This window comes from Clostridium lacusfryxellense (assembly GCF_018861735.1).
GTDB classification, from domain to species: domain Bacteria; phylum Bacillota; class Clostridia; order Clostridiales; family Clostridiaceae; genus Clostridium_AD; species Clostridium_AD lacusfryxellense.
Genome location: NZ_JAHLEB010000028.1, coordinates 43,813 through 59,836, shown reverse-complemented (window position 1 = coordinate 59,836; position 16,024 = coordinate 43,813). Strand labels below are relative to the sequence as shown.

Here is a 16,024-nt window from a genome sequence, read left to right as displayed (position 1 = left end):
GTAATAATCTGCTTAGTAAAAAAGCAAATAACCACTAGATAATAATTAGTATTATAGTTATAATTTGACTTAGGAATGCAGTTTCATAAAGCTATATTTTGACGCACTACACTTGCTTTATTTAAACCTTTATAAAGGATTTCTCCGTCCTGAACAATTGTGATTGGAGAACTATTAATAAGTTTTCTTAAAGATGGAAATTTAATAATGCTGAATATACCACCAAGATATAGGATAACTACTACAATCGTTGAAGTTATGGAGCCTTTTAACCCAAGATGTTCGTCAGACAACGGATGGGCAATAATATTTCCAATTACTGAAGCAATAACAAAATCAAGAAGTCTTAATTGCGAGATAGTACGTTGTCCTAAGACTTTTGCTACAGTCAGTAAAAAGAAAAAGGCTATAATAGCACGAAGAATCCATTCAATGGTGGTAAGTGTATCCTGGCCTTGTAAGAAATCCATATAAGATAGCTCCTTTATCCCAAATTTAATGCTTATAGTATTTTACCCAATAATTAATAAAAAAACCAACAAAATAGTAAGTTAGTAAGAAATTTATCGGAAGGAGACTAGCTAATATGCCGATGATAATAATTCGAAATGATATAACAAAAATGAAAATAGATACAGTTGTTAATGCTGCGAACACAGCGTTAAAAATGGGTGGTGGAGTATGTGGAGCAATATTCTCTGCAGCAGGGGATGAAAAGCTTAAAGAGGAATGTGAAAGCATAGGAAAGTGTTATGTTGGCCAAGCTGTAATTACAAGTGGTTATAGCCTTCCCGCAAAGTACATTATCCATACAGTTGGTCCTATATGGGACGGTGGAAACTCTGGTGAGGCAAATTCGCTCCATAACTGCTACATTAATTCATTGAAACTTGCTTTGAAGCACAAGTGCAAATCTATCGCCTTCCCTCTGATATCATCTGGAATCTATGGATATCCGAAGGAAAAGGCATTACAGATAGCAATTTCTGCAATAGGAGAATTCCTATTAAACCACGAGATGATGGTTTATTTGGTAGTCTATGATAAGAAATCCTTTGTTTTGAGTGAAAAACTTTTTTCTGCAATTGAAAAATACATTGATGATAATTATGTTGAGGAGCATAGTTTTAGCGAACGCCTTAGAAATATAGAGCCTTATGAAAATTATCAATATAAAAATAATGAAATTGAAAATATTCAAGAGAGTTACATAGAATGCGAAGTTTGCGCTCCAGTACTACCAATAAAGGGAAAGCGTTGTCTTGAGGATATAATAAATCAGCTTGATGAGTCTTTTTCACAAATGCTACTGCGGCTTATTGATGAAAAAGGAATGACAGATGTTGAAACTTATAAGAAGGCAAATATCGACCGCAAGTTGTTTTCTAAAATTCGCAGCTCTAAAGGGTACAACCCTAGCAAAGTTACGTCAATAGCTTTTGCCATAGCTATTGAATTGAGTTTGGATGAAACACGTGATTTGCTAAATAAAGCTGGATACACATTGTCTCGCAGTAACAAATTTGATGTGATTATTGAGTATTTCATCGAAGAAGGTAATTACGACATTTATGAGATAAATAAGGCGTTATTCGACTTTGAACAAGTCTTACTTGGAGTATAATTGTCGCTTTGAAAGCGACCGATTAAGATAGTGATAATGTTATCCTTTAATTATTAAATAAGGGGGTTAACAATATGAAAACGAGCTTAACTGAATTAGTATTTATACTTGATAGAAGTGGGTCTATGGCAGGACTTGAGAGTGATACTATTGGTGGTTATAATGCACTTCTTAAAAAACAGAGGCAAGAGCCAGGCGAGGCAATCATCACTACTGTGCTTTTTGATGATAACTATGAACTTTTACATGATAGAATAAACGTTAAGGGTATTTGCCCCATAACAGAAAAAGAATACTTTGTCTGTGGGAGCACTGCGCTTTTGGATGCTATTGGAAAAACAATTAATAAAATTGGTAATGTACAGCGAAATACTAGTGAAGAGGAACGTGCAGGTAAAGTGATGTTTGTAATCACCACTGATGGAATGGAGAATGCTAGCAAAGAGTATAATTATGCAAAAATAAAGAAAATGGTTGAATGGCAGAAAGAAAAATATGGATGGGAATTCATTTTCATAGGAGCTAATATTGACGCTATTTCAACAGCTGCAAAATTTGGTATTAGTTCAGACCGAGCAGCCAATTATAATGCTGATGGCGAAGGAACGAGATTGAATTATGAGGCAGTGAGTAATGTTGTTTGTGAACTTCGTTCAAGTAGGCCAATTACGGAGAGTTGGAAAGCGGAGATTGATGAAGACTTTACTCGCCGAAGTAAAAATAGTAAAAAAAACAACATTTAATGTATACTGGTAGCAAATTTTTTGTTTGTTTATGCACATATATATAGTGATATAGACTACTAAATATTAATTTAGTAGTCTATATATTTTTTTACTACAATTAAACAGATAATATTATTTTAGTAAACTAGTTTACTAATCCATATATATATGTTAGTATAAGAATATAAATATTTTGAAATACGAGGTTAGATATGAAACATACCGATAAGATTACGATTACAGAAGTTGCGCATTTAGCAGGTACTTCTAAAACGACTGTTTCTTTTTATTTAAATGGTAAAACAGATAAAATGTCTGAAAAAACTAGACAAAGAATATCAGAGGTAATTAAAGAGACAAATTACAAACCTAGTGTTGCTGCTAGAAGTCTAAATTCAAAAAGTACTAAACTATTAGGAATAATGATTGGAGATATTACAAATACATTTTCAAACCAAATTGTTAAAGGAATTGAAGATGTAGCAAGTAAAAAAGGTTATCAACTTATTGTAGCAAATAGCAATTATGATTATGGTAGGGAAGAAAAATATATAGATAGAATGTTATCTATGGGTGTTGATGGGTTTATTGTACAACCTACAATTCAATTTAAAGAAATTACTAAAAAAGCAAAAAAACCAATGGTTTTTTTTGATAGTAATGTTTATGATTATAAAACAAAATGGGTAAAAACAAATAACTATGAGGCCACTTATGAAGCAACTGTTTCATGTATAAAAAAGGGATATAAGAAGTTTATTCTAATTACAGCAGATCCGAGTTTATTAAGCACTCGTATTGAAAGAACTTCTGGTTATATAGATGCTTTATTAGATAATGATTTAGCTTATGAAAAATTAATTGTTGAAGATGGTAATATAAAGAACCCTAAAGAAATACTGGATTTCCTTATTAAGCACATTAATGAAAAAGAAAAGGAATTAATTTTCGTTCCTAACTGTTGGGCTTTACCAATGGTATTTATAGCACTAAAAGATTATTATCATTTGATGCCTAATTTAGGTCTTATGGGATTCGATAATATAGAGTGGACTAACTTTGCCTCGCCAAGCATAACAACTATTGTGCAGCCTGCATTTAAGGAAGGACAACAAGCAGCAAGTATCTTAATTGATCAAATTGAATGTAAAAACGAGGAAAATGGTCAACAAGTATTAGATTGTATTGTAAATTGGAATGAATCTACATTGTAAAAAATGAGTGAAATACTATAAATGATACAATACTAATGGTATACTACGATTTCATTAAAAATAATTAAAGAATTAAAGAAACATATAATAATATATATTTCTTTGATATAAATAAATATTATAATTTTAAGGAGGAATATTTCATGAATATAATTAAGAAATTTTCATTAGAAGGTAAGGTTGCATTAGTTACTGGTGCATCATATGGTATTGGTTTTGCTATTGCAAAGTCTTATGCAGAGGCAGGAGCAACAATAGTGTTTAATGACATTAACCAAGATCTTGTGGATAAGGGAATAAAAGCTTATGAAGAAGAGGGTATTAAAGCTTTTGGATATATATGTGATGTTACAGATGAAGATAAGGTATATGAATTAGTTGCAAAAATAGAAAAAGAAGTTGGAGTAATTGATATTCTTGTAAATAATGCTGGAATAATTAAGCGTGTGGCAATGATTGACATGAAAGCTGAAGATTTTAGAAAAGTTATAGATGTAGATTTAAATGCACCATTTATAGTAGCTAAAGCTGTATTACCTTCAATGATTAAAAAGGGACATGGTAAAATAATAAATATATGTTCTATGATGAGTGAGCTTGGACGTGAAACAGTTTCAGCTTATGCAGCCGCAAAAGGTGGACTTAAGATGCTAACAAAGAATATTGCAGCTGAATATGGCGAATACAATATTCAATGTAATGGAATAGGACCTGGATATATAGCAACACCTCAAACTGCACCACTTAGAGTAGAAGGACATCCATTTAATAATTTTATTATAGGAAAAACTCCAGCTGCACGTTGGGGAACACCAGAAGATTTAGTAGGACCAGCTGTCTTTTTAGCATCTGATGCATCAGATTTTGTAAATGGTCATGTGTTATATGTAGATGGTGGAATATTAGCTACTCTTGGAAAACAACCAGAATAAGATAGTATTTACACTATCAATAATAGGGGGAATATAAAATGAAAATAGCATTAATTAACGAAAACAGTCAAGCAGGAAAAAATGGAATAATATACGAAGCATTAAAAAAAGTGGTAGAGCCAAAAGGTCATGAAGTATTTAATTATGGAATGTATAGTGCAGACGATAAAGCACAACTAACATATGTTCAAAATGGTATTTTAGCGGCTATTTTATTAAATTCAGGAGCAGCTGATTATGTAATAACTGGATGTGGTACTGGAGAAGGGGCAATGCTTGCATGTAATTCATTCCCTGGAGTAATATGCGGTCATGCACAAGATCCTTCAGATGCTTTTATGTTTGCACAAGTTAATGATGGAAATGCAATAGCACTGCCTTTCGCAAAAGGATTTGGATGGGGAGCAGAATTAAATTTGGGATATATATTTGAACAGTTATTCCAAGGTGAAAGTGGTCAAGGGTATCCAAAGGACAGAGTTATTCCAGAACAAAGAAATAAAAAGATATTAGATGAAGTTAAAAAAGTAACATATAAAGATATGGCAACAATTTTAAAAGATATAGATCAGGATCTTTTAAAGGGCGCTATAGGCGGAGAAAAATTCAAAGAATATTTCTTTGCTAATTGTAAATGTGATGAAATGAAAGAAGCAATTAAAAATATATTAGAAAAATAATATACTTTAGTAATGAAAACCCTTATTTAGGGGTTTTCATTTTTTTTTGGATATTCAAGGTGCAAGTTATACTTTAACTACTAGATACTTATCAAATAATTATAATATGGCAGTAGTTTGGGATATAAGGAATGTGCGAAGCATATGGTATAAGTAACAACACTATTAATTACAAAAAAAGTTTGGATTAGGGTTGTAATGTCTATTCCTTAGGTATACAATGAATCTATACGGTTTAGGTATACATTTAAGGAAGATGTTTACAAGTATGATTGATAAAGTTAAACATAACGTTTACATGAATTTTAAAGATGCAAAACATTCTATAAGTAGTTTGAGTTTTGCTTGCTGAAGCTAATGTTATGGTTTTACAGAGATTTAATGCAGCGACATTCATGAAACCGTATCTAATTAAAGGGAGGTATATTTATGTTTTTTAAGACTAATGAGCATCATGAAGATTTGAGGAATAAGATCAGAACGTTTGCAGAAGAGGAAGTTAAACCTATTGCATTTATGTTAGATCAAGAAAATAAATTCCCAGAGGAAGCAATTAAGAAGCTAGGTGAAATGGGAATGATGGGTATTCCATATCCAAAAGAGTATGGCGGAGCAGGTCTTGACGTAATGAGTTATGCAATCGCTGTTGAGGAATTATCAAGAGTGGATGGTGGAACAGGCGTAATTCTTTCCGCTCATACATCTTTGGGTTCATATCCAATTTATGCCTATGGAACAGAAGAGCAGAAACAAAAATACTTAGTTCCTCTAGCAAAAGGAGAGAAAATAGGTGCATTCGGACTTACCGAGGAGAATGCTGGTAGTGATGCTGGTGGTACGGAAACCACTGCAGTGCTCGATGGTGATAATTACATCATGAATGGTGAAAAAATATTCATTACAAATGCTGGTAAGGCTGATATTTACATCGTTTTCGCTGTTACTACGCCGGACATAGGTATTCGTGGTATAAGTGCATTTATTGTGGAAAAAGATACAGAAGGCTTTAGCTTTGGACAACATTACGATAAGATGGGTATTAGATCATCTGCAACTGCAGAACTAGTGTTTAATGACGTGAAAGTCCCTAAGGAAAATCTATTAGGGAATGAGAATGAAGGGTTCAAGATTGCTATGTCAACTTTGGATGGCGGTCGTATTGGAATTGCAGCTCAGGCTCTAGGAATAGCTCAAGGCGCTTATGAAAATGCTTTAGAGTATTCAAAAGAAAGAGTTCAATTTGGAAAACCTATATGTCAGCAACAGATTATCTCTTTTAAGTTGGCAGATATGGCGACAAAACTTAGAGCATCTAGATTACTTATTTACAGTGCAGCAGAGCTAAAACAGAATCATGAGAGTTACAGTATGGAAGCTGCTATGGCTAAACAATACACTTCTGACGTTTGTCTTGAGATTGTAAATGACGCTCTTCAAATATTTGGTGGAAACGGCTATTTAAAAGGTATGGAAGTTGAAAGAGCATACAGAGATGCTAAGATTTGTACAATATATGAAGGAACTAATGAAATTCATCGTGTAGTTATTGCTGCTCATATCATAGGAAAGATGCCTAAAAATGAGACTACAGGGAAATCTACTAAACGTGGACCTGCTACAGGTTATCGTAAGAAAGTGATTTTCAAGGAAGGAACTGCAAGTGAAAAAGTATATGCACTTGTGGAAGCTCTTAAGGCAGATAAATATGATTTTACAGTTGGAATCCCAATGGATACTCCTATAACTAAGGCTGAAAGAGTTGTCAGCGTAGGACTAGGTATAGGCGAAAAGGAAAATATGCAACTTATAGAAGATTTAGCAATTCAAGCTGGTGCAGCTATAGGGTCTTCGCGTCCAGTAGCTGAAACACTTAAATATTTACCACTCAACCGTTATGTTGGTATGTCTGGTCAAAAATTTAAAGGAAATCTTTATATTGCTTGTGGTATTTCAGGTGCAGGACAACATTTAAAGGGCATAAAGGATGCGGCTACAATAGTTGCTATAAATATAGATCCAAAAGCTAAAATTTTCAAGAACTCAGATTACGGTATCGTTGGAGATTTAATGGAGATATTACCATTACTCACTGAGGCCTTAGATAATGGGGAGGCAAAGAAAGACGCTCCACCAATGGTGAAGATGAAGTCAGCTGCTCCTAAGAAAATAGTTCCAACTTGGAAACATTATGTATGTAACGGATGTGGTTATGAATACGATCCTGGTATGGGTGATCCAGAAGGTGAAGTAAATCCCGGAACTCTATTTGAAAACATACCTGAGGAGTGGACTTGCCCTGCTTGTTGTGAAGAAAAAGATATGTTTATAGAAGTCTAATTTTTATAATAATTAAATATAATAACTTGTTTTTAGTATAAAGGAGGATTATATATATGTATTGTGTTAGAAATATAACTGAGGATCTTTATTGGGTTGGTGGCAACGATCGCCGCCTTGCCCTTTTCGAAAACATCCACCCAATTCCAAGAGGAGTTTCTTATAACTCATATTTGTTAATGGACGAGAAAACAGTACTTTTTGATACAGTAGACTGGTCAATTTGCCGTCAGTTCATTGAAAATATTCAATCAATATTAAAAGGCAAACATTTAGATTATATGGTTATCAACCATATGGAGCCAGATCATGCAGCATGCATTGAAGAGATTATTCTACGTTATCCTGATGTGAAAATCGTATGCACCCAAAAAGCTGCATTGTTCATGCATCAGTTCGGTTTCGCTATTGATGGCAAAATAGAGGAAGTTAAAGAAGGAGATACAATGTCTTTCGGTAAACATCTCGTAGCATTTGTAGCTGCTCCAATGGTACATTGGCCAGAAGCTATGGTTACTTTTGATACTTACAATGGTGTATTATTTGCTGCTGATGCTTTCGGTTCTTTTGGATCGCTGGACGGAAAACTCTTTAATGATGAGATGAACTTTGATCGTGATTGGATTGATGATGCCAGAAGGTATTATACAAATATCGTAGGCAAGTATGGTCCGCATGTTCAAGATCTTTTGAGGAAGGCTGGCACTATAGACATAAAGATTATCTGTCCTCTACATGGACCAGTTTGGCGTAATGATTTAGGGTATTTGCTTGAAAAATACGACAAGTGGAGTAGATATGAACCTGAAGAAAATGGAGTAATGATAGTTTATGGAACAATGTACGGAAATACAGAGGCCGCTGCAAGCGATCTAGCAACAAGGCTTGTGGAAAAGGGAATGACCAATGTTGTAATGTATGATGTTTCAAAAACTCATGTTTCTTATTTGATTTCTGAGACATTTAAATATAGTCATGTGGTACTTGCTAGTGTAACATATAACTTAAAGATTTATCCACCAATGCATGCATATATAACTGATATGAAATCATTAAATCTGCAAAAACGAACTTTCGCTCTTATAGAAAATGGCTCATGGGCTCCTCAATCTGGAAAATTGATGCGTGAACTATTGGATGAGATGAAAGAAATGACTATTTTAGAAAATGAGGTATCATTGAACTCAACTATGAAGGAAGATGATGTTGATTTAATGGAGTCACTTGCGGATAGCATTATTGAATCAATGAAGTAATTTTAAAGAAACATAAATATATATAATACAAAAGTAAATGGCTGTCTCAAATCATAAAGTAGATTGAGGCAGCCATTTTGTTGAATTTGTAAATAATGGTAAGTAACATAAAAGTATTGACAAAACAGCTTAAAGATCTTAAAGTAAAAGTATACCAAATGAGTATACCTTAGGGAGAATAAATATAATATGAAAATAACGCAAGAAGCAGATTATGGTCTTAGAGTAGTAGTTTACTTATGTAAATTAGGTTATGGTGAAAAGGTAGAATCAAAAGTAATTTCAGAAAAAGAGGGTATACCCCAAAGATTTCTTTTAAAACTTTTAAGAAAGCTTATACAAGCAGATATCATAAAATCTTACAGGGGAGTAAAGGGCGGATATGCTATAAATAAATTGCCTGAGCAAATAAGCTTAAAAGATGTTATAGAAGCTATAGACGGTCCAATATGTGTTAATAGATGTGTAATTCAGCCAAGCTTTTGTAATTTAAATATAAGTGGTGTTTGTATTGTGCATAGAGCTATGACAAAAATACAAAAGAATTTAAATGCAGAACTAGAAAATATAAATTTCAAACAACTAATAGATGGTGAAGTGTAGGTATATTATAAAAATTAGTTATGTATACCTACACTTCACAAATGTTATATAGTTACTTAATTTTGTTTTCTTTTAACAATGTAAAGAATTACTTCTACAACTATTCCTGAAGCGGCTCCAACACTAGCCATGAATAGTAAACCTACAATGCTAGTCAAATCACCCCATCCTGGGGCAGTATTTCCTAATACCACATAAAACATGTAAAGTATACCTACTATGGTGCAGAACGTATAAATTATAAAGAATACTCGTTTACCTAGAAAACCTCCTATACAAGGAATTAAAGCGGATACCGCGGATATTAGAAGTAGGCTAAGGATATATTTAACAAAGATTTCGCTACCAAGTATAAATCTAGTTGTAAGCAAACCCGTAAATATTATAGTCGTATAAATTATAAAAACCCAAATCCAGCGATTGGATTTCTTTAATGGTAGCATAATATTCCTCCTTTATAAATTGATTTATCAACGTTAATATAGTGTACCATTTTAAATACTGCATAGACAGACTTTTAAGAAAAGAACTTATTGGTTTATTTTAGATTAGTCTAAAAATGTAGTAAAGGATATTAATCCCTTTTATAAGAAAAAATTTTTAGGCCTAATATAATATATGATATTATAATAACTTGAAATTAATAGAAGGAATTTAAAAAATAATGTAGAAATTATTCTATATAGAGATATTAAATTAATAGAATATTGGGATAAAGAGAATTTTCAAGTGCAAATATATGAGGAGGGACAATATGAATGTAAAAGAAATTATTTTAGAAATGACTCTTGAGGAGAAAGCAGGTTTATGTTCAGGTAGTGATTTTTGGCATACAAAGGCTATAGAGAGGTTGGGGGTTCCTGAAGTTATGCTAAGTGACGGTCCTCATGGCCTACGTAAACAAGACCAAAGCCAAGATAATTTAGGTATTAATGATAGTATTAAGGCAATATGTTTTCCGGCGGCTTGTGCCATTGCTGCGTCTTTTGACAGGGAACTTATTTATGATATGGGAAAAGCTCTAGGAGAGGAGTGCCAGCATGAGAACGTAAGTACAATTTTAGGGCCTGCCGTTAATATAAAACGATCTCCGTTATGTGGTAGAAATTTTGAATATTTCTCTGAGGACCCATATTTAGCAACTGAAATGGCAACAAACCATATAAAAGGTGTACAGAGCGAAAATGTAGGGACTAGCATGAAACATTTTTTGGCTAATAACCAAGAACACAGAAGAATGAGTGCAAGCTCTGAAATTGATGAGAGGACACTTAGGGAAATCTATCTTGCAGCATTTGAAGGCGCAGTAAAAAATGCAAAACCTTGGACAATAATGTGTTCTTACAATGGGATAAATGGAACACTTGCCTCTGAAAACAAAAAATATCTCACAGATATATTAAGAGGGGAATGGGGCTTTGAAGGCTATGTTATGAGTGACTGGGGAGCGGTTAATGACAGGGTTAAAGGCTTAGAAGCAGGACTTGACCTTGAGATGCCTGGTTCTAATGGCGTAAACGATAACAGAATTGTGCAGGCAGTAAAAGAGGGAAGATTAGATGAGAAAATAGTAGATCAGGCAGTTGAGAGAATTTTAAATATAATAAATCGATATACCAAAAACCGAAAAGAGGATGCTGAGTGGGATATGGAGGCGCATCACGATCTTGCCAGAAAGATTGAAGGGGAATGCATGGTGCTTCTTAAAAATGAAGGCATTTTACCTCTTAAGAAGGGTGGCAAAATTGCATTAATTGGGAAATTTGCGGGCAGTCCGAGATATCAGGGTGGCGGTAGTTCTCATGTTAACTCTTTTAAAATAGTAAGTGCACTTACGGCTGCAGAGGGTATAGCAGATATCATATATGCACAGGGTTATGAGGATAATCAGGACATAATTAATGAAGAGATGCTTAATAGGGCTTGCGATGTAGCAAAGAATGCAGAGGTTGCAGTTGTATTTGCGGGACTTCCGGATTCGTTCGAATCTGAAGGATATGACAGAATTCATATGTCTATGCCTAATTGCCAAAATGAACTGATTAAGAGAATTGCCAAAGTACAGCCAAATACGGTAGTTGTGCTTCATAATGGGTCTCCAATTGAAATGCCTTGGGCAGACGATGTTAAAGGAATATTAGAAGCGTATCTTGGAGGCCAGGCAGTTGGTGAAGCTTGCGTAGACGTACTCTTTGGAGATGTAAACCCAAGTGGTAAATTACCTGAGACATTTCCAAGGAAGCTTCAAGACAATCCATCTTACCTGTATTATGGTGGAGAAGGGGACAAATCGGAATATAGGGAAGGTGTATTCGTAGGTTATAGATATTATGATAAAAAGGATATGGACGTATTATTCCCATTTGGTTATGGCCTTAGCTATACAACATTTGATTACTCCAATTTGAAGTTAAGTTCTAAAGAAATGAAGGACTCAGATATTCTTACAGTTACAGTGGATATTACAAACACTGGAGATAAAGAAGGTAAAGAAATTGTACAATTATATGTTGGGGCGAAAGATTCTAATATCATAAGACCTTTGAAGGAATTGCGTGGTTTTGAAAAGATAAGTTTGAATAAGGGAGAGACTAAGAATGTAACATTTAGTTTAAGTAAACGTGCTTTTTCATATTACAATACACAAATACATGATTGGTATGTTGAAACTGGAGATTATCAGATCCTTATTGGAAAGTCATCAAGAGATATTATATTAAAAGATACGATACATGTAGAAGCTTTGAAAAAACTACCATTTAAATTAACAGTAAATACTACCTTTGGAGATTTGCTTGAAAGGCCAGAAGCCGTAGAGGAGCTAAAATCACTCATAGATATAGTAAAAGTATCCATGGAAGATATGACAAAAGGCAAAGATGAAGAAAATTCAGATGCAATAAGTGATGACATGGGTAATGCTATGCTAAAATATATGCCTATACGTGGAATTCTAAGCTTTGGAGGTGGTAGCATAACATACGATGAAATCACACAGATTGTAGATGATACAAACAAGAAACTATATGAAAAATAACACAAAAGAATGCCATCCGCGTAGCTAGGTGGCATATGGAGGAAAATATGCTTATTGAAAAACTAAATGATGGATTTAAAATGAAAACTATGAGTGATGGGCAATATATGCATGCATCTGTACCAGGTTCAGTTTATAGTGACCTACTTAAAAATAATAAAATGGAGGACCCATATTATCGTGACAATGAGTTAAAAGCTTTAAAGCTTATGGAGCAGGATTATGAATATAAAAGAATCTTTAGTACTTCAAAGGATATGCTAAGTTGTGAAGAAGTGATGCTACATTTTGATGGATTGGATACCATTGCAGATATTTATTTAAATGATCAACATATAAGATACGTTAATAATATGCATAGAACCTGGGAATTTGAAGTAAAGAAATATCTTAAAGAAGAAGGAAATGAATTAAAAATAATATTTCATTCACCAACAAAGTTTATTAAAGAGGCAGATGCAAAACTCCATATTGGGGGCTCTGATGATGCTATGATAGGATTTCCACAGCTTAGAAAAGCACACTGTATGTTCGGGTGGGATTGGGGACCAAGGCTTCCAGATATGGGCATTTGGAGAGATGTTTTACTTTTGGGAATAAGTAGTGCAAGGATAGACAGTGTCTATATCGACCAAGATCACAGAGAGGGTAAGGTAACACTTGGGTTTCAGGTGGACATAACGCGGACACAGGGTAAAACTGGTATAAGATTTAATGATGATGGAAATAAAGCAATAAGACGTGGTTATTCATATAAGGTTATTATTACAAATTCTGATGGTGAAGAAGAAGTTTATAACAATTCACCTAAAAAAATTGTAGTTGATAATCCGAAAATCTGGTGGCCTAATGGATATGGAGATCAGCCTTTATATAAGATAAAAGTAGTACTAATGCAGGAGGGTGTTAAGCTGGATATCTGGGATAGGCGAATCGGACTTCGCACTATGACTATGAACATTGAAAAGGATGAGTTTGGGGAGAGCTTCGCACATGAAGTAAATGGTATAAAGATATTTGCTATGGGTGCAGACTATACACCAGAAGACAATATATTAAGCAGGGTCACACCGGATAGAACATATAATCTCTTGAAACAGTGCAACGACGCACATTTTAATGTAATACGTGTATGGGGAGGAGGCAATTATCCCTATGATGCATTTTGGGATGCCTGTGATGAATTAGGGCTTATAGTATGGCAGGACTTTATGTTTGCATGTGCAAATTATAATCTCACGGAGGAATTCGAAGAAAATATTAAGGCGGAATTTAAAGACAATATTAAGAGGATTAGGAGTCATCCGTCACTTGCTCTTTGGTGTGGAAATAATGAGATGGAAATGTTCGTAGACGTTGGTATTTGGGATCTTACGCCAAAACTTAAGAGTGATTATATAAAAATATATGAATATATTATTCCTAAGATATTAAAAGAAAATGATCCACAGACATTTTACTGGCCTGCAAGCCCATCATCAGGAGGGGGATTTGATAACCCAAATGATGAAAACAGAGGCGACGTACATTACTGGGATGTATGGCATGGGAATAAACCTTTCACTGAATATAGAAAGTTCTTCTTTCGATATATTTCTGAGTTTGGATTCCAGTCATTTCCTGCACTTAAAACCGTAGAAACATTTACGCAGCCGCCAGACAGGAATATATTTTCATATGTTATGGAAAAGCATCAGAGAAATAATGGAGCTAATAGCAAGATAATGAGCTATATGGGTGACACATACTTATATCCTAATGATTTTGATAAGTTGATCTATGCGTCACAACTACTTCAGGCAGATGCAATTCGATATGGTGTGGAACATTTTCGTAGAAATAGGGGCCGATGTATGGGAGCTATTTACTGGCAACTAAATGACTGTTGGCCGGTTGCATCTTGGTCATCCATAGATTATTGTGGAAGATGGAAGGCGCTCCACTATTATGCTAAGAGATTTTTTTCGCCTCTTATGATTTCATGTAAAGAAGAAGGAATATTAACTCAGAATACAAATGTTAATGCTGAGCCTTATGAGGTAATAAAATCTATTCAGCTCTGTGTAGCAAATGAATCTTTGAATAATGAAAAGGTTACAGTGAGGTGGGCACTTCGTAATAATAAAGCAGAAATAAAGAAGGAAGGATGCTGGGAGGTTATAGTAGAAAAATTATCAAGTAAGTGGCTTGATATTGTCAATATGCAGGAAGCGTCTCTTTATGAAGACTATGTAAGTTATGAAATGTTAAAAGAGGGAAAGGTAATATCTAAGGGCACTGTAATATTCTCTGTTCCAAAACACTTTAAGTTTATTGATCCAAAATTAAATTATAAAATAGATGGAGATGAAATTATAATTTCGGCCAAAAGTTATGCAAGAAGTGTAGAGATAATAAATAAAAATGATGATATGCTCCTAGGCGATAACTATTTTGATATAAATGGAGATGAAAGAAGGATTAAGATTTTAAGTGGAAAACCAGAAGGAATAAGGCTTAGAAGCGTTTATGACATCAAATAAGAAGGTGAAAACATGGAGATAACAGAAATTTGCAAACTTATTAAACCAAACTCAGAAGATCTAATATATAACGGAAGAATAGATTTTACGAATCCTTTAGCACCAATATTTATATTTCCCGCAAGTTCAGTATCAATGTGTTTTACAGGGGTAAGCCTTAAATTATTAGTAGAAAATAACCATAGTTATTATGATAACTATATAGGTTATATTATAGACGGAGAGGAGAAAAAAATTCTCCTCTCCAATGATAGTTGCATGCAGGAAATAACATTGGCAATTGATTTAGAAAAGGATAAATCCCATGAAGTAATAGTTTTTAAAAGACAAGATGGTTGCCATGAATTCACCTTCTATGGTTTTAATGTATCTAAAGAAAGTAAAATATTAATCGCTTCTAAAATACCTAGAAAATGCATAGAATTTTATGGAGACTCAGCGGTTGCAGGGGAGCTCATTGATGATGTGGATTATCTAGCCAAACAAAATCCAAAACACAATGGACAATATTCAAATGCTTGGCATTCTTATGCTATGGTCACAGCTAGAAATTTAAAAGCACAGGTTAGTATCATAGCCCAGGAAGGAATATCCCTTCTTGATGGGAAGGGATATTTCCAAAAACCTGAGTGCATTGGAATGGAAAGCATATATGATAAACTCCATTTTAATCCTGATTTTGGCGATATTACTAGTTGGAATTTTAGAAGGTATACCCCACAAGTAGTGGTAATTGATATTGGTCAAAATGATTCAGTTCCACTGGATTACATGAAGGAAGATGAAAATGGTGAAAAGGCAAAAAAATGGAAAAAGCATTACAGAGAATTTGTTTTAAATATTAGAAGATGTTACCCAAGTGCATTTATAGTGCTTACTACTACAATTAAAAACCATCACCCTTCATGGGATCGTGCCATCGGCCAAATATGCCTTAATATTAATGATGTTAAAATCCATCACTTTCTCTACATATGTAATGGACGAGGAACTTCACTATGCATTAGGGCGCCAGAAGCTGAGCAAATGGCTTTTGAACTTAGTATATTTTTAAAGGGTTTTGGGAATGAAATTTGGTAAAATAAAATAAAGGT

The 16,024-nt window shown here is 33.9% G+C and carries 13 protein-coding genes; 11 read left to right on the top strand and 2 right to left on the bottom strand.

The window, feature by feature from the left end:
* Positions 1–83 precede the first annotated feature (83 nt).
* A complete protein-coding gene (locus KPL55_RS26960; RefSeq protein ID WP_512699271.1) occupies positions 84–470 on the bottom strand; it encodes a DUF421 domain-containing protein in 387 nt (128 codons plus the stop codon).
* Between the two features lie 116 nt (positions 471–586).
* On the opposite strand from KPL55_RS26960, the gene KPL55_RS15525 reads away from it, so the two are divergent.
* From KPL55_RS15525 to KPL55_RS15490, 8 genes are all read left to right on the top strand, one after another.
* Complete coding sequence (locus KPL55_RS15525) at positions 587–1,624, top strand: macro domain-containing protein (RefSeq protein WP_216307657.1); 1,038 nt, start codon at positions 587–589, stop codon at positions 1,622–1,624.
* A 74-nt stretch (positions 1,625–1,698) separates the two neighbouring features.
* On the top strand, positions 1,699–2,367 hold the full coding sequence (locus tag KPL55_RS15520; protein WP_216307656.1) for a vWA domain-containing protein: 669 nt from the start codon (positions 1,699–1,701) through the stop codon (positions 2,365–2,367).
* 194 nt (positions 2,368–2,561) lie between these two features.
* Complete coding sequence (locus KPL55_RS15515) at positions 2,562–3,563, top strand: LacI family DNA-binding transcriptional regulator (protein ID WP_216307655.1); 1,002 nt, start codon at positions 2,562–2,564, stop codon at positions 3,561–3,563.
* 143 nt (positions 3,564–3,706) lie between these two features.
* On the top strand, positions 3,707–4,495 hold the full coding sequence (locus tag KPL55_RS15510; RefSeq protein WP_216307654.1) for a gluconate 5-dehydrogenase: 789 nt from the start codon (positions 3,707–3,709) through the stop codon (positions 4,493–4,495).
* A gap of 38 nt (positions 4,496–4,533) precedes the next feature.
* Positions 4,534–5,175: an RpiB/LacA/LacB family sugar-phosphate isomerase gene (locus KPL55_RS15505; protein ID WP_216307653.1), complete on the top strand. Its 642-nt coding sequence runs from the start codon at positions 4,534–4,536 to the stop codon at positions 5,173–5,175.
* 429 nt (positions 5,176–5,604) lie between these two features.
* Complete coding sequence (locus KPL55_RS15500) at positions 5,605–7,512, top strand: acyl-CoA dehydrogenase family protein (RefSeq protein ID WP_216307652.1); 1,908 nt, start codon at positions 5,605–5,607, stop codon at positions 7,510–7,512.
* Positions 7,513–7,568: 56 nt separating this feature from the next.
* Positions 7,569–8,768, top strand: coding sequence for an FprA family A-type flavoprotein (locus KPL55_RS15495; RefSeq protein WP_216307651.1), 1,200 nt, complete (start codon positions 7,569–7,571; stop codon positions 8,766–8,768).
* 189 nt (positions 8,769–8,957) lie between these two features.
* The gene (locus KPL55_RS15490) at positions 8,958–9,371 is read left to right on the top strand and encodes an RrF2 family transcriptional regulator (protein ID WP_216307650.1); all 414 of its coding nucleotides are present in this window, start codon (positions 8,958–8,960) and stop codon (positions 9,369–9,371) included.
* Between the two features lie 56 nt (positions 9,372–9,427).
* Here the strand turns inward: KPL55_RS15490 and KPL55_RS15485 are convergent, their stop codons facing one another.
* Positions 9,428–9,814, bottom strand: coding sequence for a hypothetical protein (locus KPL55_RS15485; protein ID WP_216307649.1), 387 nt, complete (start codon positions 9,812–9,814; stop codon positions 9,428–9,430).
* Positions 9,815–10,125: 311 nt separating this feature from the next.
* Here KPL55_RS15485 and KPL55_RS15480 point away from each other — a divergent pair, with 311 nt between their 5' ends.
* From KPL55_RS15480 to KPL55_RS15470, 3 genes are read left to right on the top strand one after another with little or no spacing between them, the layout of a single operon-like run.
* The gene (locus tag KPL55_RS15480) at positions 10,126–12,408 is read left to right on the top strand and encodes a glycoside hydrolase family 3 C-terminal domain-containing protein (RefSeq protein WP_216307648.1); all 2,283 of its coding nucleotides are present in this window, start codon (positions 10,126–10,128) and stop codon (positions 12,406–12,408) included.
* 47 nt (positions 12,409–12,455) lie between these two features.
* Entirely contained in the window at positions 12,456–14,930 is a 2,475-nt protein-coding gene (locus KPL55_RS15475; protein WP_216307647.1) for a beta-mannosidase, read from the top strand.
* Between the two features lie 12 nt (positions 14,931–14,942).
* The gene (locus KPL55_RS15470) at positions 14,943–16,010 is read left to right on the top strand and encodes an SGNH/GDSL hydrolase family protein (RefSeq protein ID WP_216307646.1); all 1,068 of its coding nucleotides are present in this window, start codon (positions 14,943–14,945) and stop codon (positions 16,008–16,010) included.
* The last annotated feature ends 14 nt before the right edge of the window (positions 16,011–16,024 follow it).

What these genes read in the sequence shown, in the direction of transcription:
- KPL55_RS15505 (WP_216307653.1), top strand. Translation starts at nt 4,534, where the DNA reads ATGAAAATAGCATTAATTAACGAAAACAGTCAAGCAGGAAAAAATGGA.
- KPL55_RS15520 (WP_216307656.1), top strand. Translation starts at nt 1,699, where the DNA reads ATGAAAACGAGCTTAACTGAATTAGTATTTATACTTGATAGAAGTGGG.
- KPL55_RS15475 (WP_216307647.1), top strand. Translation starts at nt 12,456, where the DNA reads ATGCTTATTGAAAAACTAAATGATGGATTTAAAATGAAAACTATGAGT.
- KPL55_RS15470 (WP_216307646.1), top strand. Translation starts at nt 14,943, where the DNA reads ATGGAGATAACAGAAATTTGCAAACTTATTAAACCAAACTCAGAAGAT.
- KPL55_RS15495 (WP_216307651.1), top strand. Translation starts at nt 7,569, where the DNA reads ATGTATTGTGTTAGAAATATAACTGAGGATCTTTATTGGGTTGGTGGC.
- KPL55_RS15485 (WP_216307649.1), bottom strand. Translation starts at nt 9,814, where the DNA reads ATGCTACCATTAAAGAAATCCAATCGCTGGATTTGGGTTTTTATAATT.
- KPL55_RS15515 (WP_216307655.1), top strand. Translation starts at nt 2,562, where the DNA reads ATGAAACATACCGATAAGATTACGATTACAGAAGTTGCGCATTTAGCA.
- KPL55_RS15510 (WP_216307654.1), top strand. Translation starts at nt 3,707, where the DNA reads ATGAATATAATTAAGAAATTTTCATTAGAAGGTAAGGTTGCATTAGTT.
- KPL55_RS26960 (WP_512699271.1), bottom strand. Translation starts at nt 470, where the DNA reads ATGGATTTCTTACAAGGCCAGGATACACTTACCACCATTGAATGGATT.
- KPL55_RS15500 (WP_216307652.1), top strand. Translation starts at nt 5,605, where the DNA reads ATGTTTTTTAAGACTAATGAGCATCATGAAGATTTGAGGAATAAGATC.
- KPL55_RS15490 (WP_216307650.1), top strand. Translation starts at nt 8,958, where the DNA reads ATGAAAATAACGCAAGAAGCAGATTATGGTCTTAGAGTAGTAGTTTAC.
- KPL55_RS15480 (WP_216307648.1), top strand. Translation starts at nt 10,126, where the DNA reads ATGAATGTAAAAGAAATTATTTTAGAAATGACTCTTGAGGAGAAAGCA.
- KPL55_RS15525 (WP_216307657.1), top strand. Translation starts at nt 587, where the DNA reads ATGCCGATGATAATAATTCGAAATGATATAACAAAAATGAAAATAGAT.